We start from the raw sequence: 23,752 nt of genomic DNA on the forward strand, positions 1-23,752 counted from the left end.
CATCCTGCTCATTTCCTGAGTAAAAATCCGCTCTGTTAAGGGCGGATTACCTTCTACCCATCCAAAACTACATTAATTCTTGCGATTCTATTGACGATGTTAAATTCAAACTTTGATAATAACTGTATAAATTTATTTATAATTATCAAATCTACTGTGAAAAAAAAATGTATGAATTTAACCTCGTGTTATTACTTCTTCAGCAGATGTGTATTTATCTGGTGATTGCCTGGCTGTTGAGTAAAACACCTCTGTTCATTCCTCTATTGCAAGTGAGTGTACGCTTACCTCACAAGCTCATGTGTTATGTCATCTTTTCCATTTTCTGCGTAATGGGAACCTATTTTGGCCTGAATGTTAATGATTCTATCGCCAATACCCGCGCTATCGGAGCTGTATTAGGGGGCTTACTGGGTGGGCCGACTGTTGGGGCAATGGTCGGATTCACTGGGGGATTACATCGCTATTCTCTTGGTGGCATGACAGCATTCAGCTGTATGGTATCAACAATCATAGAAGGTGTACTTGGCGGCCTTGTCCATATTTATTTAATGAAGCGCGGCAGGATTAATAAATTACTTAATTTATGGACTGCGGCTATTGTGACTTTTTTTGCAGAATGTGCCCAAATGGGCATTATTCTACTGTTTACTAACCCCTACAATGAAGCACTCCAGTTAGTAAAAAACATTGCCGCTCCTATGATCATCGCCAACAGTATCGGCGCTGCCATGTTTATCCGTATCTTGTTGGACAGACGGGCTATCTTTGAAAAATATACCAGCGCCTTTTCTGCTCAGGCTTTGAAAATTGCAGTGTGTACCGAGGGTATATTACTGAAAGGGTTTAATGAAATTAACAGTATGCGTGTGGCAAAAGTCATCTATCAGGAACTCGAAATCGGTGCTGTGGCAATTACAGATCGGGATAAGTTACTGGCGTTTATTGGGATTGGCTCAGACCATCACCTGCCGGGTACTCCCATTGCCTCGGAGCAATCACATCGCGCAATCGCCAATAATGAGGTCGTCTATGCCGATGGTAATGAAATTCCTTATTGCTGCTCTCTAAACCCCACTTGTAAGCTGGGTTCAGCATTGGTTATTCCTTTGCGGGGTGAGAATCAGCAAGTCATCGGCACAATCAAATTGTACGAAGCCAAAAACCGCTTATTCAGTTCAATCAACCGGACGCTAGGGGAAGGAATTGCCAGCTTGCTTTCAGCCCAAATTCTTGCCGGGCAGTATGAGCGGAATAAACAATCTTTGCTGCAATCAGAAGTGAAGCTGCTTCACGCGCAAGTAAATCCTCACTTTTTATTTAATGCCCTGAATACATTGCAGGCCGTGATACGACGTGATAGCCAACAGGCAGGCCAGCTCGTACAGTACCTTTCAACATTTTTCCGCAAGAATCTGAAACGTCCGGAAGAAATTGCCACTCTGCAAAATGAGATCGAGCATGTGAATGCTTACTTACAGATTGAGAAAGCGCGCTTCTGTGAGCGCCTACAGATAATCATAGATATCCCGGAATCACTGCGCTACGCCAGATTACCCGCTTTTTCCCTGCAACCTATGGTCGAAAATGCAATTAAACATGGCACATCACAGTTACTGGATACAGGAAGAATTACGATTAGAGCCTACCAGAAAAATAATCTGTTATTGGTTGAAATTGAAGATAATGCAGGGCTGTATTGCCCACAAAAATTGGGGGACGGGCTTGGGATGAGTCTGGTAGATAAACGACTGCGGCTTCGCTACGGTGAGCACTACGGTGTCCGTGTTGATTGCCAGCCAGAAGAGTTTACCCGTGTCATTTTGTGTTTACCATTGGAAGAAGAAACTGATAAGACAGCGTAAATATGAATGTATTGATTGTTGATGATGAGCCGCTGGCCCGCGAAAATCTACGCTGCCTGTTGGCAGAAGAAACGGATATTCAAATCATTGGTGAATGTGCCAATGCAGTAGAAGCAATTGGTGCTATTCATCGCCTGAAACCAGATGTGGTTTTCCTTGATATTCAAATGCCCCGCATTACCGGGCTGGAAATGGTCGGGATGCTCGACCCAGAGCATCGCCCCTATATCGTTTTTCTCACTGCTTTTGATGAATATGCTATACAAGCCTTTGAGGAGCATGCCTTTGATTATCTGCTAAAGCCGCTGGAAAAAGAGCGGTTGAGCAAAACATTACATCGACTGCGTTCAGGCTATCAGAAACAGCATCTGGCAGACTTACAGCCAGAAAATGAGCAGCTTAAGTATATTCCCTGCACAGGACACAGCCGGATATGGCTCATGCAACTGGATGAAGTGTTATACATCACCTCACGCATGAGCGGTGTCTATGTGATGAACACCAATGGGCAAGAAGGTTTTACAGAGTTAACTCTGCGTACGCTGGAAACCCGCACTCCCCTGACCCGCTGCCATCGCCAGTATCTGGTCAATATGACCCATCTGCGGGAAATTGTTTTCGGAGAAAACGGTCACGCAGAATTAGTTTTACGTAATGATGCACGTATTCCCGTCAGCCGCCGTTATTTAAAACCGCTCAAAGAGGCGCTGGGATTGAATTAATCATTTTGTCTGCACCCTATCTATACACAATGGATTTCAAAATGCGTCGCGGCGGCAAGGGAACTCATCCCCGGGAGCATAGATAACCGTTTGTTTATAAAAACGGTGACTGGGGTAAGTGAGCGCAGCCAACAAAGAGGCAACTTGAGAGACGAAGTGTATAAGTCAAAATAAAATAAGGAATATGTATGGTCGACCTCTATCTGAAAATTAAAACCAATCAAATGATCCTGAAAAATCTCAATAATCAAAAAGAACTGAGTATTACAGGAAATTTCAGCACTTCCCGCCTACTCGTTGGGGACTTCTATGATGCAGAGCTGCAATTGCATTTGTTGTTTAAGCAACATGGCCTTATGCAACTTATTCGCAGGTTCTTTGGAAGCAAGCACCGGATGCTCGTCCACCCACTAGCTCAATCCGAAGGCGGCCTTTGTGCCGTAGAAGAACGTGTACTCATGGAAGTGGCGCATCGTGGTGCTCGATCCAGAATAAAAAAAATGGTTATTCATCAAAGTGAAATCGCACTTTCCGATGCCGAAGTTAAAACAATATTACTAACTGATCCGCAGAGATCTAAATAGCTATATAATCGGGGATGATGAACATGATAAGCATATCTCATCATGATCCAAAGTGGAATCGGAAATACTTTTCATGTGCTATCATCACCGTATTAGGAACTCTAATTTCAATTCTAAAAAAACTACGAAGAATATCGTTAAATTCTTTATCTGAACTTGCGCCAAGAATAATTTTTTTATCTTTTTCCTTGAATCTCCGAGTTATCTCGATAATTGATAACGCTATTGAATTCAAAATATCTTTTCGGTCATAAAAACAAATATCATTAGGATTGGGCTTAAAACGACGTTCCAGCAGACTTTTTGCTTGAGAACTTAATCCATTAATATGACAACGTGGGTTCTCCAGTTCTATCTGATCAAAAAGAACCATAGATGCACAATCAAAAACAGGGGCTATGAAAGGAATTTTATATATTGTATTTCCGAATCGACTACCTTTGTTTTCTCTAGGATTTTTACTCGGTGCAAAGCCGACTTCCAATGAGAAAAACACGTTATCGTCATTTGCAATCCAGGTTCTGTCAACCAGTGTCGTGTTTTTCTTTGGAAATGAAATCCCTTTTTCAATAAGTTTATTTCTTGAAAATAAAGTTAAATTACTTTCTTTATCAATCACCTTTGGACTATTTGTTGCATGAACAGCATAAAATTTAGCATCTAAAAAACGTTGATAAAAATCTTTTTCATCTATTGTTAATGAATCTACTTTTACTTTTTCTTTTAGATTTTTAATATTTATTTTTGATAATCCAGGTAATGAAAAATTATTATTCCACACCCCTCCTTTTTTAAGCATTTTATTATTAACGCGGATTGATACTGATTGACGGTAAACATCTTGTAGCCTTAAAGCAACAAGGTTTTTTTTCTCTTCCACCGTCAACGTGTTATTTAATAGTGAATTATAATATTTTTTAAACATTTTAACCCTCTTGATGATTAGTTACTGGCTTGTGAGAATTGAATTCAGTTATCAAAAAAATAATTATTTATCAAAGTGAGTAGTTATTTTCAGGTGTATAAGTTAAAGAAAAACGGCAATCCAGCTGATAGAGATGGAATTACTATGTGACAGAGAACGGGGTAAGTGAGTGTAACCAATAAAAATGCCATTGAACAATGTATGTCACTTAGCCCCGAAGTGAAACCTAAAATATTGACCAAATCTTATTCCTACCATCTTGGGTACTCTAATTTCAATCCTAAAAAAACTACGGAGAATGTCGTTAAATTCTTTATCTGAACTCGCTTTCAGAATAATTTTTTTATCTTTTTCCGGTAATTTACGTAAAAATACCATAAAACTGATTATCCTGAACTGATTCAGTTTCATCCGGAATACACGCAGCCAGCAAAGAGGCAACTTGAAAGACGAAGTGTATAACAGAATAAAAAGACAAATACGCAAAAAAGCCCTTTCTCCAATAAGAAGAAAGGGCTTTTTTTATTCAAAATTTCAATGTGTTATCGCTAACACTTAACAACACTCAACAGCGTATTATACGTTGCCATTGCTTGGTTGCTGACGGCGACGTTGACCACCGTTGAAATCGTCATTACTGCGACCACGGAAAGAACCGCGCTCACCGCCACCACGACGTTCATTGTTATTAAAGCGACGGCCACCACCGTTGCCATTGCCGTTGCCGAAACCGTCACGATCACGGCGTGCACCGTTACCGCCGTTACCACCATTACCGCCGTTACGACCACCACCACGACGCTCACGACGTTCAAATGGCTGTGCATCACCTAACAGCTGCATGTTCAGTGGTTTATTCAGGATACGGGTACGAGTAAAGTGTGACAGCAGATCTCCCGGCATCCCTTTTGGCAGCTCAATGGTAGAGTGAGTTGCGAACAGTTTGATGTTACCGATGTAACGGCTGCTGATATCACCTTCGTTAGCGATAGCACCAACAATGTGGCGAACTTCAACACCATCATCACGGCCAACTTCAATGCGGTACAGCTCCATATCGCCAACATCGCGACGCTCACGACGAGGACGATCACCACGCTCGCCTCTGTCACCTCTGTCACCACGGTCACGCTCACCGAAGCCATTGCCATTACGGCGACGATCATCACCACGATCATTGAATTCACGACGAGGACGACGAACAGGATCTGGTGGCAGGATCAGTGGACGTTCACCTTGTGCCATTTTCAGCAGTGCCGCTGCCAGTGTTTCCATATCCAGCTCTTCACCCGTGCCCAGCTTAGACAGCAGAGCGCGGTATTGATCCAGATCGCTGCTTTCCAGCTGCTGCTGAACACTACCAGCAAACTTCTCCAGACGGCGCTGGCTCAGCAGTTCTGCATTCGGCAGTTCTACTTCCGGGATTGTCAGCTTCATTGTGCGTTCAATGTTACGCAGCAGACGACGTTCACGGTTTTCAACAAACAGCAGCGCGCGACCTGCACGACCTGCACGACCTGTACGGCCGATACGGTGTACATAAGACTCCGCATCCATTGGGATGTCGTAGTTAACCACCAGACTAATACGGTCAACATCCAAACCACGAGCAGCAACGTCAGTTGCGATCAGAATATCCAGACGACCGTTCTTCAGACGCTCCAGAGTCTGCTCACGCAGAGCCTGATTCATGTCACCGTTCAGTGCCGCAGAGTTATAACCGTTACGCTCAAGGGTTTCTGCCACTTCCAGAGTTGCATTCTTGGTACGTACGAAAATAATCGCTGCATCAAAATCTTCTGCTTCAAGGAAACGTACCAGTGCTTCGTTTTTACGTACACCACCGTAAACAGACCAGTAGCTCTGGCTGATATCCGGACGGTTGGTGACGCTGGACTGGATACGAACTTCCTGTGGCTCCTTCATGAAACGACGAGTAATACGACGAATCGCTTCAGGCATAGTTGCTGAGAACAGAGCAGTCTGATGTTCTGCCGGGATCTGGCTCATGATGTTTTCAACATCTTCGATAAAGCCCATACGCAGCATTTCGTCAGCTTCGTCCAGTACCAGACCTTTCAGGTTGGACAGATCCAGCGTACCACGCTTCAGGTGATCCAGCAGACGACCCGGTGTACCTACAACAACTTGTGGCCCCTGACGCAAAGCACGCAACTGAACGTCATAACGCTGTCCACCATAAAGTGCGACAACATTCACACTGCGCATGTGTTTAGAAAAATCTGAACATGCTTCAGCAACCTGTACCGCCAGTTCACGGGTCGGTGCTAACACAAGGATCTGTGGAGCTCTAAGCTCAGCATCAATATTATGCAGTAGAGGTAAGCTAAATGCCGCAGTTTTACCACTACCAGTCTGTGCCATACCCAGCACGTCACGACCATTTAACAGGTGAGGAATGCATTGCTGTTGAATTGGAGAGGGCTTCTCATAGCCCATGTCTTGCAATGCAGAAAGAATAGGTGCTGATAACCCTAAATCAGCAAAAGAGATTTCAGTCTCAGTGGTCATGTAATGGTGCCTCATTAATCGTGGCGGCCAGTCTACATAACACAGTGAAAAGAATTTCTGTCATTTTCATTTAAAATGTGAACTGGCTCAAATTATGTTATTAAACGAACAAACAAGCCCCCACCTCTTGAGATGTGGACTTAAAAATCTGTCGTGAAAATGTTCGTCAGCTATTGTTGGTTCGATTCCGATAAATCATCTTGTCTTTGGCCTAGCAGCGCCAATTCCAACAATGCATAGCGGTGCTCAACAAAGTTATGGACATTGTTAGCTACCGTCAGCTTGAATAACGCAACCGCGCTATCCTCATCCCCCAGACTTAGGTAATGTTTACCTAAATAGAAGTCAGTTTCACTGAGATGCTCAGCGAGCGAAGTGTTATCTGTCGAATTCTGCTTCAGGCGTTCCATCAGTGCTTTTTCACTGATTTTACCTAAATAGAATTCAACGATATTCCAGCCCCATAGCCCCCGGTTCGCTTTGTCAAAACGATTTGACAAGCTAGTCATTGCAACCCTGGGATCGAGTTTCTCTTCCACAAGGTACAACCACAACGAACGGAAGGGATCATTTGGATCGTCTTGATAAAACGCCTGCAGATCATCCTGCGCTAAACGATAACGGCCACCGTAATAAAATGCGATGCCGCGATTCATTCGCGCGTAGTTGTAAGTTGGATCAAGCTCTAAAACAGAATCAAACGCTTCATAGGCAGCATCAAAATTGCCTGCCTGCGTAAAATAAATCCCTAAATAGTTAAAAATTTCAGGAATATCAGGACGGATAGACAAAGCCACTGAAAAATCATTCTGTGCCAATGCCCTCAGCCCAAGGCTATCATACAACACACCTCTTTCATATAAAAGCTGTGCATACTCATCTTCCTTGAGAGAACGGCTCGCAAGTATTTGTTCCATGCGTGCCAGAATAACCTCTTGTTGCAATGTCGGTTGAAGTGGAATAGCAAAAACTTCATTTTTACGCCACCCTGTGCTGCCACATCCCACAAGGAGAAAAATAGCTGCAACGTAACACCAGCGCAGAAAAAAATTCATTTCCTACTCCCGAAGTCAGACATTAATCAGAATGCCCTGTTGCTCCACCCACATTGTTTATTTCAGGCATCCTGCCGGAAAATTGGCTTACCCTTTATTTTTCAGCCCACCTACCAGAGGTGAGCAGAAATATATCAGAGGTAAGCCGCGCCCTTTTTACAGGACGCCGTGCATTACGTCAAACTTATTCTACTGATGATTCCGGTAATTGTGGTGCTTCACCGGCAGTATTAGCAACTGCTTCTTTCATACTCAGGCGGATACGACCCTGACGATCGATTTCCAGTACCTTGACCGGAACTTCCTGACCAAGCTGCAAATAGTCAGTTACTTTCTCTACACGCTTGTCAGCGATCTGAGAAATATGTACCAGACCTTCTTTACCGCCACCGATAGCAACGAATGCACCGAAGTCAACAATACGGGTCACTTTACCAGCATAAATGCGGCCAACTTCAACCTCAGCAGTGATCTCTTCGATACGGCTGATAGCATGGCGGGCTTTGTCGCCGTCAGTTGCTGCAATCTTCACAGTACCATCATCTTCGATCTCGATGGTTGTACCGGTTTCTTCCGTCAGTGCACGGATAACTGAACCGCCTTTACCAATCACATCTTTGATCTTGTCCGGATTGATCTTAATGGTGTGAATGCGTGGTGCGAATTCAGAGATATCATTACGTGGGCTTTGGATAGCCTGTTCCATCACGCTCAGGATGTGTAAACGAGCACCTTTAGCCTGATTCAGAGCAATCTGCATGATTTCACGGGTGATACCTTCAATTTTGATATCCATCTGTAATGCACTGATACCATCACGGCTACCCGCAACTTTAAAGTCCATGTCGCCAAGATGATCTTCATCACCCAGAATGTCAGACAGAACCACAAAGTTTTCACCTTCTTTCACCAGACCCATTGCGATACCCGCAACGGCGGCTTTAATCGGCACGCCTGCATCCATCAGTGCCAGTGAAGCACCACAGACGGAAGCCATGGAAGAAGAGCCATTGGATTCAGTAATTTCAGAAACGACACGCACGGTATACGGGAATTCATTAATGCTCGGCATTACCGCCAGAACACCACGCTTCGCCAAACGACCGTGACCAATTTCGCGACGTTTTGGTGAACCAACCATACCAGTCTCACCGACAGAGTATGGAGGGAAGTTGTAGTGGAACAAGAAGCGGTCTGTACGCTCGCCCATCAGTTCATCGATGACCTGTGCATCACGCTCAGTACCCAGAGTTGCTGCAACCAGCGCCTGAGTTTCACCACGAGTGAACAGAGATGAACCATGAGTACGTGGCAAGACACCAGTGCGAACATCCAGTGCACGAACCATGTCTTTTTCACGGCCGTCAATACGTGGCTCACCACGCAGAACACGGCTACGGACAACGTTTTTCTCCAGAACAGCCAGTACGTCAAAAACTTCTGACTCTTCCAGTTCCAGATCTTTTTCTGTTGCTTCAGCCAGAACGATTGCGGCAACTTCTTCTTTGATAGCATCAACCTGAGCATAACGATCTTGTTTCTCAGTGATACGGTAAGCATCACCCAGACGGCTTTCTGCCAGCTCAGCCACACGCTCATGCAGAGACTGGTTAACCGGCTCAGGTGACCAGTCCCACTTCTCTTTACCTGCTTCAGCAACCAGTGCGTTGATGTTATCAATCACAATCTGTTGTTGCTCATGACCGAATACAACCGCGCCCAACATTTGTTCTTCTGTCAGCAGTTCGGCTTCGGACTCAACCATCAGTACAGCATTATTTGTACCTGCCACAACCAAATCCAGACGGCTGTTTTTCAGCTCATCACTGGTTGGGTTCAGTACATACTGGTCATTGATATAACCAACACGCGCAGCACCAATCGGGCCATTGAACGGGATACCAGACAGTGCCAATACCGCAGAAGAACCGATCATAGCAACGATATCCGGGTTAACCTGTGGGTTTACGGAAACAACGGTTGCAATGATTTGAACTTCGTTCAGGAAACCTTCTGGGAACAGAGGGCGCAGTGGACGGTCGATCAGACGAGCAACGAGGGTCTCGCCTTCACCCGGACGGCCTTCACGACGGAAAAAACTTCCTGGAATACGGCCAGCCGCATAAGTACGTTCTTGATAGTTAACAGTCAGTGGGAAGAAATCCTGACCTGGTTTCACTTTTTTCTGACCAACAACGGTAACAAATACCGCAGTGTCATCCATATTAACCATAACAGCGGCTGTCGCTTGACGAGCCATCATGCCGGTTTCGATGGTCACAGTGTGCTGACCATACTGGAATTTACGAACAATCGGATTCAGCAAAATAATATTCCTTCGTTTGTGTTGCTACGTTTAAACACCAGCAACAATGGATGTTCTCTTCGCTACACCCTCACGACTAATGACAGTACTTATACCCGTCGTCTTTCAAGTTGCCTCTTTGTTGGCTGTACTCGTTCACCCCAGTCGCATAGTTATCTATGCTCAGGGAGTTCACTCCTTTGCCGCCGCGATGCAACTCGAAATCCATAGGGTATTGCCCTTTACCTTTCAAGTAACAGCGTTAATAGCTGCGGTGTAACCTGAAATTTTTCGGAAATGTCTTTTTAAGTACTCTCATTAGCCGCGCGAGTCACTGTAACTGAAGAGGTTCAACTAGTTAAGAAAATGGAATGTAAGTGCCTTAATCTCCATTTTCTAGAAGAAAAGGGGCCAGATAGGCCCCTTTCCACTGAAACTCATCGATTAGCGACGCAGTCCCAGACGCCCGATCAGCGTGGTGTAAGATGCCAGATCTTTACGCTTCAGGTAGTTCAGCAGTTTACGACGCTGTGCAACCATACGCAGCAGACCACGACGGCTGTGGTGATCTTTTTTGTGCTCTGCAAAGTGACCTTGCAGATGGTTGATTTGTGCAGTCAGCAGAGCAATCTGAACTTCGCTTGAACCACTATCGTTAGCGCCACGGCCAAAATCAGCAATAATCTGCGCTTTTGCTTCAGTACTTAGAGACATAGTATAACTCCAAATATAGTTTAAAAATGATGAGTGCCGATCTCTAATTCAGCCACTCATATACAGGCGCATTATTCTACGCTGCAAATAGATGAAGCGCAAGATAACCCCATAAATGCTACTTTTAATGCATTTCACCATCTTCGGTGGTTTCTACAACCAGCCGACGCGGGGCTACCAAACCATCATCATCAATAATAGCAATGCCGATGAATTTATTTTCATCACCTTCATTAACCCGCACCCATTCGCCAGATGGCAGGCTATGTTGACTGCGAACCGGCTGACCCTGCTTAAAATAAGCAGCAACAACAGATGACAACTGAATAACCGGAAAGTGTATAACAGCAGTATCCATCGGCAATAATAATGGATCAAGCAACTCTCCTGCTTCAATCTGCTGTTCTTCAGCCTGCTCTTTTAGTTCATAGAGCTGTTCCAGTGTCACCATACGGTGATTAGGGTAATTAGCGACCTGCAAACGGCGCAGATAAATAACATGAGCGCCACAGCCCAGTAATTCACCCAAATCATCAATGATGGTGCGGATATAAGTGCCCTTGGAGCAGTGAATTTCCATCTCCAGCTCATCACCTTCCCAGCGAATAAACTGTAATTCATAAACAGTAATCGGGCGAGCTTCCCGCTCAATTTCAATGCCCTGACGGGCATATTCATACAGCGGTTTCCCCTGATGCTTCAATGCAGAGTACATGGAAGGAACCTGCATGGTATCCCCACGGAATGTTTCCAGTGCTGCATCAAGCTGAGAGGCAGTCAGCTGAACTTCACGTTCACTAATCATTTTACCGTGTGAATCGGAAGTATCAGTGCGCTGCCCCAGACGAGCGATAACCCGATAACGTTTATCTGAATCCAACAAAAACTGGGAAAATTTAGTCGCTTCACCAAGACAAATTGGCAGCATTCCCGTTGCCAGCGGGTCTAGCGCACCGGTATGGCCCGCTTTACTGGCATTAAAGACCCGCCTTACTTTCTGTAAAGCATCATTGGAGGAAATATCCTGCGGCTTATCCAGCAACAGTACGCCGTGTATCGCACGACCCCTACGACGACGCCCCATTATTTTTCCTCGTTGTGATCCGTAGAAGCACGACGCTGTTCGTCACTTTTCACGACGTTAGTCACCAGATTTGACATGCGCATCCCCTCTATCAAAGAACTGTCGTAAGAAAACGTCAGTTCAGGAATAACACGCAAACGCATCGCTTTACCCAGCAGTGAACGAATAAAACCGGAGGCTTCATTCAGTGCTTTGATACCCAGGTTAACTTTCTCTGAATCGTGTCCGTCCACTAATGCATTCAGAAAAGTCACAAATACTTTGGCATAAGCCAGATCGCGGGAAACCTCAACACCTGAAACAGTTGCCATACCGATGCGGGGATCTTTCATTTCACGCTGTAAAATGATGGCAATCTCTTTTTGCATTTCCTGAGCAACGCGCTGAGTACGACTGAATTCTCTTGCCATTGTTTTATCTCCTGACATTTTGGGGGGCATAAAGCCCCCCAAGAATGGAATGAATCTCTACCCTGTTTTATTCAGGTTGTCGCCTGCTTAGGGACAACCTGAAATTTAACGGGTCAATTGTGGTTTTTAATCGATGGAGCGTTTCACTTCAACCACTTCGAAGACTTCAATCATATCGCCAACGCGAACATCATTGTAGTTCTTCACACCGATACCACATTCCATGCCATTACGGACTTCGTTGACATCATCTTTAAAGCGGCGCAGGGATTCCAGCTCACCTTCGTAGATAACTACGTTATCACGCAGTACACGGATTGGGTTATTACGCTTGATGTTACCTTCTGTCACCATACAGCCAGCAATCGCACCAAATTTAGGTGATTTGAAGACATCACGGACTTCTGCCAGACCCATGATTTGCTGTTTGTATTCTGGCGCCAGCATACCACTCATCGCCTGTTTAATTTCATCAATCAAACTATAGATAACAGAGTAGTAACGCAGGTCTACGCTTTCGTTTTCGATGATACGGCGTGCAGAAGCATCAGCACGTACGTTGAAGCCCAGAATGATAGCATTGGAAGCTGCGGCCAGTGTTGCGTCAGTTTCAGTGATACCACCTACGCCAGAACCAATGATCTTCACTTTAACTTCGTCAGTAGACAGTTTCAGCAGTGAATCACAAATTGCTTCGCATGTACCCTGAACATCAGTTTTCAGAACGATATTCAGTTCAGAGACTTTACCTTCTTCCATGTTAGCAAACATGTTTTCCAGTTTAGATTTCTGCTGACGAGCCAGTTTCACTTCACGGAATTTACCCTGACGATACAGAGCAACTTCACGTGCTTTTTTCTCGTCACGTACAACAGTCGCTTCATCACCCGCAGACGGTACGTTGGACAGACCCAGAATTTCCACAGGAATAGATGGGCCCGCAGTCATGACTTCCTGACCAAGTTCATTGCGCATCGCACGAATACGGCCATATTCAAAGCCACACAGAACGATATCACCTTTGTTCAGCGTACCGGATTGCACCAGAATGGTAGCAACCGGGCCACGGCCTTTATCCAGGAAGGATTCGATAACCACACCGTTTGCCATGCCAGAGTGAACGGCATTCAGTTCCAGTACTTCAGCCTGTAGCAGGATAGCTTCCAGCAATTCATCAATACCAAGGCCAGCTTTGGCTGATACATGCATGAACTGAGTTTCACCGCCCCACTCTTCAGGAATGATGCCGTACTGTGACAATTCGTTTTTCACACGATCCGGATCAGCTTCTGGCTTATCGATTTTGTTAACAGCAACAACAACCGGCACATTAGCAGCCTTCGCGTGCTGGATAGCTTCGATGGTCTGAGGCATCACACCATCATCCGCCGCAACAACCAGAACAACGATATCAGTCGCTTTAGCACCACGAGCACGCATGGAGGTAAATGCAGCATGGCCCGGGGTATCTAAGAAGGTGATCATACCTTTCTCAGTTTTCACATGGTATGCACCGATGTGCTGAGTAATGCCACCCGCTTCGCCAGAAGCCACTTTGGTTGAACGGATATAGTCCAGCAAAGAGGTTTTACCGTGGTCAACGTGGCCCATGATAGTGACTACAGGCGCACGTGGTTCAGCCTGAGTTTCACCAGTATCACGATCACTCATCAGCGCTTCTTCCAGCTCGTTTTCACGACGCAGGATAACTTTGTGACCCATTTCTTCAGCAACCAGCTGAGCGGTTTCCTGATCGATAACCTGATTGATAGTCGCCATTGCGCCCATCTTCATCATGGTTTTGATAACCTGAGAACCTTTGACTGCCATCTTGTTAGCCAGTTCAGCAACAGTGATGGTTTCACCAATCACGACATCACGGTTAACAGCGACGACAGGTTTATTAAAGCTCTGTTGCAAAGCACTAGGTTTACGCTGTTTACCTTTAGTACGGCCAACTGCACGTGCTTCTTCACGATCAGCTTTCGATTCAGAATGTTTGTTATTTTTCTTCTGGCGGGTGTTTTTGCCACCGCGACTGCGGGTACGACGATCGCCTTCAACTTTGGCGTCATTCTCATCTTCCGCATCACGGGCATGACGGGAAGTCGTTACGTGGTAGTCACTGTTGCTGCTGTCATTTACTTCAGCATCGTTGGACCATGTATCCTTATTCTCTTCTGCCATGCGACGTGCTTCTTCTGCTACACGTTTTGCTTCTGCTTCAACTTTACGGCGCATCTCTTCTTCAGCTTTGCGTTTTAAATTTGCTGCTTCAGCTTCACGGCGCGCTTTTTCATTTTGCGCTGCTGCCTCAGTTTGCACTGATTTAGACTTGGTTTCGGTATGTTGCTTAGTAGTCACTTTTTCTTTTTCCGCTGCCTCACGCTGAGCCTTTTCAGCCTCTTCACGTTTGGCTTTTTCTTCTGCTTCACGTTTAGCTTGCTTTTCTGCTTCGCGTTTAGCCTGTTCTTCCGCTTCACGTTGAGCTTGCTCTTCCGCGAGTTTCTTCGCTTCAGTTTCAAGCCGCGCTTTCTCTTCTGCCTCGCGCCGAGCCTGCTCTTCCGCTTCACGCTGCGCCTGTTCTTCCGCTTTAGCCTGTTCAATCGCGTCACGGTTCACATATGTGCGTTTTTTGCGGACTTCAATCGCTACCGATTTACTTTTGCCACCGGTGCTAGGGACGTTCAGTGTACTGCGCGTTTTACGCTGTAGTGTCAATTTGCCTGGCTGGCCACCAGTACCACCTTGTTCGCGGTTCAGGTGGGCCAGCAAAGCTTCTTTTTCTTTCTGGGAAACAGAGTCAGTTGCGGTTTTCTGAATGCCAGCATCAGTGAATTGCTGGATCAGGCGTTCAACCGATGTCTGGATCTCTTCTGCCAGTAATTTAACGGTTACCTCTGTCATTCTGTTCCTTCCTGCTACAGTTTATTTATGCATCATCGCCAAACCAACAGATATTTCGGGCTGCCATAATGAGTTCTCCTGCTTGCTCATCATTCAGTCCTTCGATATCAGATAAGTCGTCGATACCCTGTTCGGCAAGATCTTCCAGAGTACAGATGCCACGGGCAGCCAGATTAAACGCTAAAGCACGTTCCATGCCAGGCAAGTCCAGTAAATCTTGGGCTGGCTGCTGATCACCAAGACTCTCTTTCTGAGCCAGTTCCAGCGTTGTCAAGGCCGCTTTCGCACGTTCACGGAGAACTTCAACGGTTTCTTCATTAAGACCTTCTACAGCCAGAAGTTCATTAACTGGTACATAGGCCAGTTCTTCCAGTGTAGAGAAACCTTCTTCGACCAATAAGGTGGCGAAATCTTCGTCAATGTCGAGATGCTTGGTAAATGTATCAATAGAAGCGTGAGCTTCTGCCTGATGTTTTGCTTGCAGCTCTTCCGCAGTCATGACGTTCAGTTCCCACTGGTCATCACCACGATGTTTTTTCAGCAATTGTGCCGCCAGACGGACGTTTTGACCATTACGGCCAATCGCCTGAGCAAGATTACTGTTTTCCACGGCAACATCCATCGTGCAGTTATCTTCATCGACAACGATAGATGCAACATCCGCCGGAGCCATTGCATTAATGACAAATTGTGCCGGGTTATCATCCCACAACACAATATCAATTCTTTCACCGCCCAGCTCGCTGGAAACCGCCTGTACCCTTGCACCGCGCATGCCTACGCAAGCACCAACCGGATCAATGCGCTTGTCGTTAGTTTTCACTGCGATTTTAGCGCGGGAACCCGGATCACGGGCAGCAGCTTTGATCTCAATGATCTCTTCGCCAATTTCCGGCACTTCAATACGGAACAATTCAACCAGCATTTCAGGGCGGGAACGGGTGATGAACAACTGTGCACCACGTGCTTCAGGACGTACGTCATATAAGACACCACGTACACGGTCGCCGGGACGGAAGTTTTCGCGTGGCAGCATATCTTCACGCAAAATCACCGCTTCAGCGTTATTACCCAGATCAAGCGTAATGTTCTCACGGTTTACTTTTTTAACCTGACCGGTCACGATCTCACCCTGCTGTTCGCGGAATTGATCAACGACCATTGCGCGTTCAGCTTCACGTACTTTCTGTACGATAACCTGTTTTGCGGTCTGAGTTGTGATACGGTCAAAAGTTACCGATTCAATCTGGTCTTCAATATAACCACCCAGTTCAACTTCCGGGTCGTCAAATTTTGCCGCTTCCAGTGTGATTTCGCGGGTAGGCTGAGTGACTTCTTCTACCGCAATCCAACGGCGGAAGGTATCAAAATCACCGGATTTACGATCGATGCAGACACGAACATCGATTTCTTGCTCATATTTTTTCTTGGTGGCTGTCGCCAGTGCAATCTCTAATGCTTCGAAGATTTTTTCGCGAGGGAGAGATTTTTCATTAGAAACCGCTTCAACAACAGCCAGAATTTCTTTATTCATCCTAGTTGCCTCATCCGAACTTTAAAAGTGGGGTACCAGGTTCGCTTTCTGGATGTTGCTCAGTGCGAACACTTCGTCTTTTCCATCCACCGTAACCGTAATCATTTCACCATCAACGGCTTTGATAATACCTTGCCATTTACGACGATTTTGCATTGCCATGCGTAACATCAGGCTGACTTCTTCCCCCATGAAACGCTGGTAGTGTTCAGCCTTAAACAGTGGACGCTCAAGCCCCGGAGAAGATATTTCCAGGTTGTAAAGCCCTGGGATCGGATCTTCGACGTCGAGTACTGCACTGACCTGATGGCTAACATCAGCACAATCATCAACAGTGATACCCTCCTCACTATCGATATAGATTCGCAGTGTCGATACGCGTGCGCGAATAAACTCCAGGCCCACTAATTCATAACCTAAAGCTTCAACTGGTGCTGAAATCATCGCTGTTAATTTTTGCTCTAATGTGGACAAGCCCACCCCCAAGACATAAAAAAAGGGCTATATTAGCCCAGTAGTTCTGCTGTCAAATAACAAAAAACCCCGATACGCGGGGCTTTATGCAACTGGACCCTGTTTACTGCCAGTGGTCTCAACCAACTTCTTGTAATACCTATCAAAACTATACCTCATGAAGCAACCTGTCAAATCAGGGTTAATACCTCTATGGTCGCTAAGCTTATAACTGTTTGAAAAGGTACATAGTTGTTAAGAAGTGGTTGCGGGAGCCGGATTTGAACCGACGACCTTCGGGTTATGAGCCCGACGAGCTACCATGCTGCTCCATCCCGCGTTCGAAAACGTGGCAAATCTTACGCTGATAATACTAAAAACGCAAGTTTCTAGATTAATGGTGCCGAGGACGGGACTTGAACCCGTACGCCCGTTGTTTAGGCACTACCACCTCAAGGTAGCGTGTATACCAATTTCACCACCTCGGCACTGATTTTATAGGACTGTTATCTTAAGCGGCTAATAATAACTGTTTAAATAAACAACCCTACTTCAATTCTTTTACTGACTATTCCTGACAGAAAACTTTCTACCAAAAATTACTGAGGGATATCACTATTTGGTTTAGCTGGAGCTTCCGGTACAGCTGGAGTCTCTGCCTGTTTTTCAGTTTTTACAGGCTCAGCAAGGTTTTCCCATTTGCCGCTTGAACCCGTCCTATTCGTGGTCATATTTCCCAGAATCAGACTGATAACAAAAAACAATGTTGCAAAAACCGCTGTCATACGGGTCATGAAATTCGCAGAACCCGATGAACCAAATATTGTTGCAGACGCACCCGCACCAAAGGAAGCACCCATATCAGCACCTTTCCCCTGCTGCAACAGAACCAGAGCAATCAGCCCGATACCGACCAGCAAGAATATACCTAAAAGAGCTTCATACATATGTTGTACCCGTTTCCTCGTGGGATTTACCATAACTGTGACGTTATACTACGGTAACGTTATTCTGCATCACCCACTCAATTAGAAAAATTAACTGATTGAGCGGGTGTGAATACTAACCAAAGCATCTCAGACAAGCAAGGTTAATTTTAAATACTGGCGCTGATTGAGGAAAAAATCAACAAATCAGCTCATCCTTTTCACTGAGTCAGCGATACGATGCGCCAATGCGGTGACCTGTTCTTCGTCTTCTCCTTCCACCATAACGCGGATCAGAGGTTCAGTGCCTGATTTACGCAGCAGAACGCGACCACGGCCATCTAACGCGTTTTCAACCTCTTTAACCACTTCCAGTACCTGTTCAGATTGAAGAGGATCGTTCTTGCCCGCAAAACGCACATTGACCAGTACCTGAGGCAATAACTTCATGCCACTGCACAAATCATGCAGGGTCATGTCATTACGTACCATTGCGCTCAATACCTGCAAACCGGCAACAATACCATCACCTGTAGTGGTCTTATCCAGCAAGATGATATGGCCTGAATTTTCCGCGCCCAGACGCCAGCCTTTTTCCTGCAATTTTTCCAGTACATAGCGGTCACCTACTTTTGCACGTTCAAATGGAATACCGAGCTGCTTCAACGCCAGCTCCAGCCCCATATTACTCATCAACGTGCCGACGGCTCCGCCGCGCAGTTGCCCTTGTCGTAATGCTTCACGTGCAATGATGTAAAGTATCTGGTCTCCGTCCACTTTATGGCCCAGATGATCAACCATGATAATGCGGTCACCATCGCCATCAAATGCCAGACCAACATCAGCCTGTTCTTCCAGTACACGCTTCTGTAATAGACGAACATCGGTTGCACCGCATTCTTCATTGATGTTAATGCCATTTGGCTCGCAGCCAATGGCTATCACATCAGCACCCAGTTCTCTGAGAACATTTGGCGCAATATGGTAAGTCGCACCATTAGCGCAATCCAGTACAACTTTCAATCCATTCAGGCTTTGTTCACTAGGGAATGTGCCTTTACAGAATTCAATATAACGACCAGCCGCATCAACAATCCGATTAGCACGCCCTAATTCAGCAGATTCTACGCAAGTCAGTGGTTTTTCCATTTCAGCTTCAATCGCTTCTTCCACATCATCAGGAAGTTTGGTGCCATCAATGGAAAAAAATTTAATTCCGTTATCGTAGTAAGGGTTGTGAGAAGCAGAAATCACAATTCCGGCTTCAGCACGGAAAGTGCGTGTCAGGTATGCCACGGCAGGGGTTGGCATCGGGCCGGTAAATGAGGCTGATAACCCAGCGGCTGCCAGGCCTGCTTCCAGAGCAGATTCCAGCATATAACCAGAAATACGGGTATCTTTACCAATAATAATTTTGCGAGAACCATGGCGCGCCAGTACTTTACCCGCAGCCCAACCAAGTTTTAAAACAAAATCAGGGGTAATCGGACTGTTGCCGACTTTGCCTCGGATGCCATCGGTACCAAAATATTTACGGTTACTCATAAACTTCTTTCTTCCTTTGCTAAACGTATTCTTTGTTCATAGACGTTCTTTGTTCACAAATTGCCTATTGCTGACAACGTATTTTTCTCTGACAAAGTTGCCTGAACAATCTGCATTGCCTGCACAGTTTCTTTTACATCATGCACACGAATAATCTGAGCGCCTTGCATTGCTGCAATGACAGCACAAGCAACACTTCCCGTGACTCTTTCCTGAGGGGGTACATGAAGTAACTGCCCAATCATTGACTTACGCGACATACCAGCCAAGATGGGCACACCAAGATGATGGAATGCTTTCAACTGAGCCAATAATTGATAATTATGCGATAAATTCTTACCAAAACCGAAGCCCGGATCGATTATCAGGTTATCTTTTGCAATACCGGCCGCGATACAGCGCTCAATCTGAGCTTCCAGAAATGCTTTTACTTCCGCTATAACATCAGTGTAATGAGGTTCTGCCTGCATCGTTCGGGGCTGTCCCTGCATGTGCATCAAGCAAACGGGTAAGCCTGTTTTGGCAGCCTCTTCCAGCGCATTCGGCTCCTGTAATGAGCGAATATCATTGATAATGTGAGCACCTGCTTTTGCAGCTTCCTGTATTACGATAGCCTTTGAGGTATCAACAGAAATCCAGACATCAAAACGCCGGGACAAAGTTTCTATTACGGGCACAACACGGTCCAGTTCTTCCTGCTCACTGACCTCATCTGCACCGGGGCGTGTCGATTCCCCGCCGATATCAATAATCGTGGCACCTTCTTCAATCATGCTGACAGCATGGCGTAAGGCTGTATCTAGGGTATTGTGTGTACCTCCATCAGAGAAGGAGTCAGGAGTGACATTCAAAATCCCCATAACCTGTGGATGGGAAAGGTCAAGGATACTTCCTCTGGCTGTCAGTTTCATTGCTAGGGGGCCTTAATGTTAAAAACCCCAGGTTTGCCCCGGGGTTTAATCAGTACGGTCTGTCAAAACCAGAGGCAACCTGTTGCTGATGATTGCCCTTGGCCTGAGTAGATTATGCGGTTGGGTTACCATCCGCAGGTTTCGCAGACTGCTGCTGAGACGATGTATCCTGACGGTTATTACTATTATTGCTATTACCGCCATTTCTATTATCGCCTTCCCAACCTGCAGGTGGACGAACAGTAGTACGGTTCATCAGGTCATCAATCTGAGGTGCATCAATGGTTTCATACTTCATCAACGCATCTTTCATCGAGTGCAGGATGTCCAGATTATCCATCAGAATCTGACGGGCACGCTGGTAGTTACGGTCAACGAGAACCTTAACTTCCTGATCAATTAAGCGAGCAGTATCTTCCGACATATGTTTCGCTTTAGCGACCGAACGACCAAGGAAAACCTCACCCTCTTCTTCCGCATACAGTAGTGGCCCCAGTTTTTCTGAGAAGCCCCACTGCGTGACCATATTGCGAGCAATGGATGTTGCTACTTTAATATCGTTAGATGCGCCAGTAGAAACATTTTCTGGGCCGTAGATGATCTCTTCTGCAAGACGTCCGCCATATAAAGTAGAAATCTGGCTTTCCAGTTTCTGACGGCTGGCACTGATTTGATCACCTTCCGGCAGGAAGAAAGTCACACCCAATGCACGACCACGTGGGATAATCGTCACTTTATGAACCGGATCATGTTCAGGAACCAGACGACCAATAATGGCATGCCCTGCTTCATGATAAGCAGTAGATTCTTTCTGCTCTTCCGTCATGACCATTGAGCGACGTTCTGCGCCCATCATGATCTTATCTTTGGCTTTCTCAAATTCCACCATCGAAACGACACGTTTGTTGCCACGGGCAGCAAACAGAGCGGCTTCGTTCACCAGGTTTGCCAAGTCGGCACCCGAGAATCCAGGTGTACCACGGGCAATGATGGAAGCATCAATGTCGGTATCCAGCGGGATACGACGCATATGAACTTTCAGAATTTGCTCACGGCCACGTACATCCGGCAGGCCAACAACCACCTGGCGGTCAAAACGGCCCGGGCGCAGCAATGCAGGGTCCAGTACATCAGGGCGGTTGGTCGCAGCGATAACGATGATACCTTCATTACCTTCGAAGCCATCCATCTCAACCAGCATTTGGTTCAGTGTCTGTTCACGTTCATCGTGTCCACCACCCAGACCAGCGCCGCGCTGACGGCCTACAGCGTCGATTTCATCGATAAAGATAATACAAGGAGCGGCTTTTTTCGCCTGTTCGAACATATCACGAACACGGGAAGCACCTACACCAACAAACATTTCAACGAAGTCAGAACCAGAAATGGTAAAGAATGGTACTTTAGCCTCACCTGCAATTGCTTTCGCCAGCAGGGTCTTACCTGTACCCGGAGGCCCTACCATCAGGATGCCTTTAGGGATCTTACCACCCAGTTTCTGGAAACGGCCGGGTTCACGCAGGTATTCCACCAGCTCACCCACTTCTTCTTTTGCTTCGTCACAACCTGCAACATCTGCAAATGTCGTTTTGATCTGATCTTCCGTCAGCATACGAGCTTTGCTTTTACCGAAAGACATCGCTCCTTTACCGCCACCACCTTGCATTTGACGCATAAAGAAGATCCAAACGCCAATCAGCAACAGCATTGGGAACCATGAAATAAAGATAGACGCTAACAGGCCTTGTTGTTCTGGTGGTTCACCAACAACTTTTACCTGTTTGTTTAGCAGTGTATCCAGCAGCTTCTCATCTGGAACTGGCATATACGTGCTGTATTTTCCACCGTTGTCTTTCTTAGTGAAATCAATGTCACGACCAGAAATACGTACTTCACTTATTTGATTCTGTGATAACTCACTGATGAAGTTAGAGTAATCCACCCTACGACCACTAGAATCGCCGGGACCAAAACTCTGGAACAATAACATCAAGACAACTGCGATGACTAACCAGAGAATCAGGTTTTTCGCCATGTCACTCAAGGGATTAACCTCTTATTACAACTGTGTTAACAAATAGCAGCAGGGTACTACACTTTCCGCCCCGTCGCTACAATGTATACTTCACGCGAACGTGCCCGCGAAGCGTCCGGTTTACGAATTTTAACTTTCGTAAAAAGGGAGCGTATTTCCCTCAGGTATTCATCAAAGCCTTCTCCCTGAAACACTTTGACAATAAAACTGCCCCCAGGGGCCAGCACATCACGACACATATCCAACGCTAACTCAATCAGATACATGGATCGAGGAATATCGACCGCGGGGGTTCCACTCATATTGGGAGCCATATCCGACATGACGACCTGGACTTTATTATCACCAACTCTCTCAAGTAATGTTTTCAATACCTGCTCATCACGAAAATCCCCTTGCAGAAAATCAACGCCGACAATGGGATCCATTGGCAAAAGATCGCAGGCAATGACCCGACCACGTCCACCAATCTGACTGACTACGTATTGAGACCACCCACCTGGAGCAGCGCCTAAATCAACAACGGTCATGCCCGGTTTAAATATTTTGTCGCTTTGCTGTATCTCATCAAGTTTAAACCAAGCGCGGGAGCGAAGCCCTTTTTTCTGCGCCTTAAGAACATATTTATCACTAAAATGTTCTTGTAACCAGCGACTTGAGCTTGCTGAGCGTTTTTTATTGGCCATTGTTCTTTCCAACTGTTACTAACAGAGAGTCTTATTTTTTTCACTCTCTTATCAAACCACACCACACACTTATGGTGATAGATAAGAGATGGCGGTAGAATAGGTCGTTTTCAATCCCAACTAAGCAAAAAAACGATGACTCTTAACAAGAAACAAGTGCAATACCTGAAAAGTCTCGCTCATTCATTAAAGCCTGTTGTTATGATCGGTAACAACGGACTGACTGAAGGCGTATTGGCCGAAATCGAACAAACCCTTTCGCATCACGAGCTTATCAAAGTCAAAGTTGCAGGCGAAGACCGTGAAATCAAAACTTTGATCGCGGAAGCTATTGTTCGTGAAACTGGTGCATATAATGTGCAAATTATTGGTAAAATGCTAGTTCTCTATCGCCCTTCTGAAGAGCGTAAGATTAGTTTACCGAAATAATCTCGATATCTTTATACAAAAGTGCCATTTTATCATGACAAAAAAAGACCTCATCGGGCCTTTTCATTATCATTACCGGTATTATGACCACTTGCCATTCTCCTTCCCGCACCATTGTGTGGGAAGGAAA

General features: G+C 45.8%; 19 protein-coding genes and 2 tRNA genes. 4 read left to right on the forward strand and 17 right to left on the reverse strand.

Annotated features, from left to right (window positions below):
- Window positions 1-167 precede the first annotated feature (167 nt).
- The 3 genes from AAC855_RS11855 (at window position 168) to AAC855_RS11865 (ending at window position 3,171) form a co-directional block, all read left to right on the forward strand.
- Window positions 168-1,865 carry a LytS/YhcK type 5TM receptor domain-containing protein gene (locus tag AAC855_RS11855; RefSeq protein WP_340609837.1) on the forward strand — a complete coding sequence of 566 codons (1,698 nt, stop codon included), beginning with the start codon at window positions 168-170 and terminating at the stop codon, window positions 1,863-1,865.
- Between the two features lie 2 nt (window positions 1,866-1,867).
- On the forward strand, window positions 1,868-2,587 hold the full coding sequence (gene btsR, locus AAC855_RS11860; protein WP_340609838.1) for a two-component system response regulator BtsR: 720 nt from the start codon (window positions 1,868-1,870) through the stop codon (window positions 2,585-2,587).
- 188 nt (window positions 2,588-2,775) lie between these two features.
- Window positions 2,776-3,171: a hypothetical protein gene (locus AAC855_RS11865; protein ID WP_340609840.1), complete on the forward strand. Its 396-nt coding sequence runs from the start codon at window positions 2,776-2,778 to the stop codon at window positions 3,169-3,171.
- A 40-nt stretch (window positions 3,172-3,211) separates the two neighbouring features.
- On the opposite strand, the gene AAC855_RS11870 is transcribed toward AAC855_RS11865, so the two are convergent.
- The 17 genes from AAC855_RS11870 to rlmE form a co-directional block, all read right to left on the reverse strand.
- On the reverse strand, window positions 3,212-4,096 hold the full coding sequence (locus AAC855_RS11870) for a hypothetical protein (RefSeq protein ID WP_340609842.1): 885 nt from the start codon (window positions 4,094-4,096) through the stop codon (window positions 3,212-3,214).
- A 576-nt stretch (window positions 4,097-4,672) separates the two neighbouring features.
- Window positions 4,673-6,628: a DEAD/DEAH family ATP-dependent RNA helicase gene (locus tag AAC855_RS11875; RefSeq protein WP_340609844.1), complete on the reverse strand. Its 1,956-nt coding sequence runs from the start codon at window positions 6,626-6,628 to the stop codon at window positions 4,673-4,675.
- A gap of 170 nt (window positions 6,629-6,798) precedes the next feature.
- On the reverse strand, window positions 6,799-7,683 hold the full coding sequence (gene nlpI, locus AAC855_RS11880; protein WP_340609845.1) for a lipoprotein NlpI: 885 nt from the start codon (window positions 7,681-7,683) through the stop codon (window positions 6,799-6,801).
- Between the two features lie 184 nt (window positions 7,684-7,867).
- Window positions 7,868-10,009 (reverse strand): polyribonucleotide nucleotidyltransferase, encoded by a 2,142-nt coding sequence (gene pnp / locus AAC855_RS11885; RefSeq protein ID WP_340609847.1) that lies wholly within the window; start codon window positions 10,007-10,009, stop codon window positions 7,868-7,870.
- Between the two features lie 423 nt (window positions 10,010-10,432).
- Window positions 10,433-10,702: a 30S ribosomal protein S15 gene (rpsO, locus tag AAC855_RS11890; RefSeq protein ID WP_340609849.1), complete on the reverse strand. Its 270-nt coding sequence runs from the start codon at window positions 10,700-10,702 to the stop codon at window positions 10,433-10,435.
- A gap of 124 nt (window positions 10,703-10,826) precedes the next feature.
- A complete protein-coding gene (gene truB / locus AAC855_RS11895; protein ID WP_340609851.1) occupies window positions 10,827-11,786 on the reverse strand; it encodes a tRNA pseudouridine(55) synthase TruB in 960 nt (319 codons plus the stop codon).
- The gene (rbfA, locus tag AAC855_RS11900) at window positions 11,786-12,196 is read right to left on the reverse strand and encodes a 30S ribosome-binding factor RbfA (RefSeq protein ID WP_099109403.1); all 411 of its coding nucleotides are present in this window, start codon (window positions 12,194-12,196) and stop codon (window positions 11,786-11,788) included. The genes truB and rbfA overlap by 1 nt, the downstream gene beginning before the upstream one ends.
- A gap of 126 nt (window positions 12,197-12,322) precedes the next feature.
- Window positions 12,323-15,103 (reverse strand): translation initiation factor IF-2, encoded by a 2,781-nt coding sequence (gene infB, locus AAC855_RS11905; RefSeq protein ID WP_340609852.1) that lies wholly within the window; start codon window positions 15,101-15,103, stop codon window positions 12,323-12,325.
- Window positions 15,104-15,128: 25 nt separating this feature from the next.
- On the reverse strand, window positions 15,129-16,637 hold the full coding sequence (nusA, locus tag AAC855_RS11910; protein WP_340609854.1) for a transcription termination factor NusA: 1,509 nt from the start codon (window positions 16,635-16,637) through the stop codon (window positions 15,129-15,131).
- Window positions 16,638-16,658: 21 nt separating this feature from the next.
- The gene (gene rimP / locus AAC855_RS11915; protein WP_340609856.1) at window positions 16,659-17,111 is read right to left on the reverse strand and encodes a ribosome maturation factor RimP; all 453 of its coding nucleotides are present in this window, start codon (window positions 17,109-17,111) and stop codon (window positions 16,659-16,661) included.
- A 242-nt stretch (window positions 17,112-17,353) separates the two neighbouring features.
- Window positions 17,354-17,430: transfer RNA gene (locus AAC855_RS11920), tRNA-Met, on the reverse strand.
- A 58-nt stretch (window positions 17,431-17,488) separates the two neighbouring features.
- Window positions 17,489-17,578: transfer RNA gene (locus tag AAC855_RS11925), tRNA-Leu, on the reverse strand.
- Window positions 17,579-17,689: 111 nt separating this feature from the next.
- Window positions 17,690-18,037, reverse strand: coding sequence for a preprotein translocase subunit SecG (gene secG / locus AAC855_RS11930; RefSeq protein ID WP_340609858.1), 348 nt, complete (start codon window positions 18,035-18,037; stop codon window positions 17,690-17,692).
- A 186-nt stretch (window positions 18,038-18,223) separates the two neighbouring features.
- The gene (gene glmM, locus AAC855_RS11935; protein ID WP_340609859.1) at window positions 18,224-19,561 is read right to left on the reverse strand and encodes a phosphoglucosamine mutase; all 1,338 of its coding nucleotides are present in this window, start codon (window positions 19,559-19,561) and stop codon (window positions 18,224-18,226) included.
- A 53-nt stretch (window positions 19,562-19,614) separates the two neighbouring features.
- On the reverse strand, window positions 19,615-20,472 hold the full coding sequence (gene folP, locus AAC855_RS11940) for a dihydropteroate synthase (RefSeq protein ID WP_340609861.1): 858 nt from the start codon (window positions 20,470-20,472) through the stop codon (window positions 19,615-19,617).
- A 112-nt stretch (window positions 20,473-20,584) separates the two neighbouring features.
- Window positions 20,585-22,516, reverse strand: coding sequence for an ATP-dependent zinc metalloprotease FtsH (gene ftsH / locus AAC855_RS11945; protein WP_169926585.1), 1,932 nt, complete (start codon window positions 22,514-22,516; stop codon window positions 20,585-20,587).
- Between the two features lie 47 nt (window positions 22,517-22,563).
- Entirely contained in the window at window positions 22,564-23,193 is a 630-nt protein-coding gene (gene rlmE / locus AAC855_RS11950) for a 23S rRNA (uridine(2552)-2'-O)-methyltransferase RlmE (RefSeq protein WP_099120015.1), read from the reverse strand.
- A 135-nt stretch (window positions 23,194-23,328) separates the two neighbouring features.
- On the opposite strand from rlmE, the gene yhbY reads away from it, so the two are divergent.
- Window positions 23,329-23,622, forward strand: a complete 294-nt coding sequence (gene yhbY, locus AAC855_RS11955) for a ribosome assembly RNA-binding protein YhbY (RefSeq protein ID WP_038261477.1) — start codon at window positions 23,329-23,331, stop codon at window positions 23,620-23,622.
- Window positions 23,623-23,752: the final 130 nt, after the last annotated feature.

It is taken from the genome of Xenorhabdus bharatensis (genome assembly GCF_037996705.1).
GTDB classification, from domain to species: Bacteria; Pseudomonadota; Gammaproteobacteria; order Enterobacterales; family Enterobacteriaceae; genus Xenorhabdus; species Xenorhabdus bharatensis.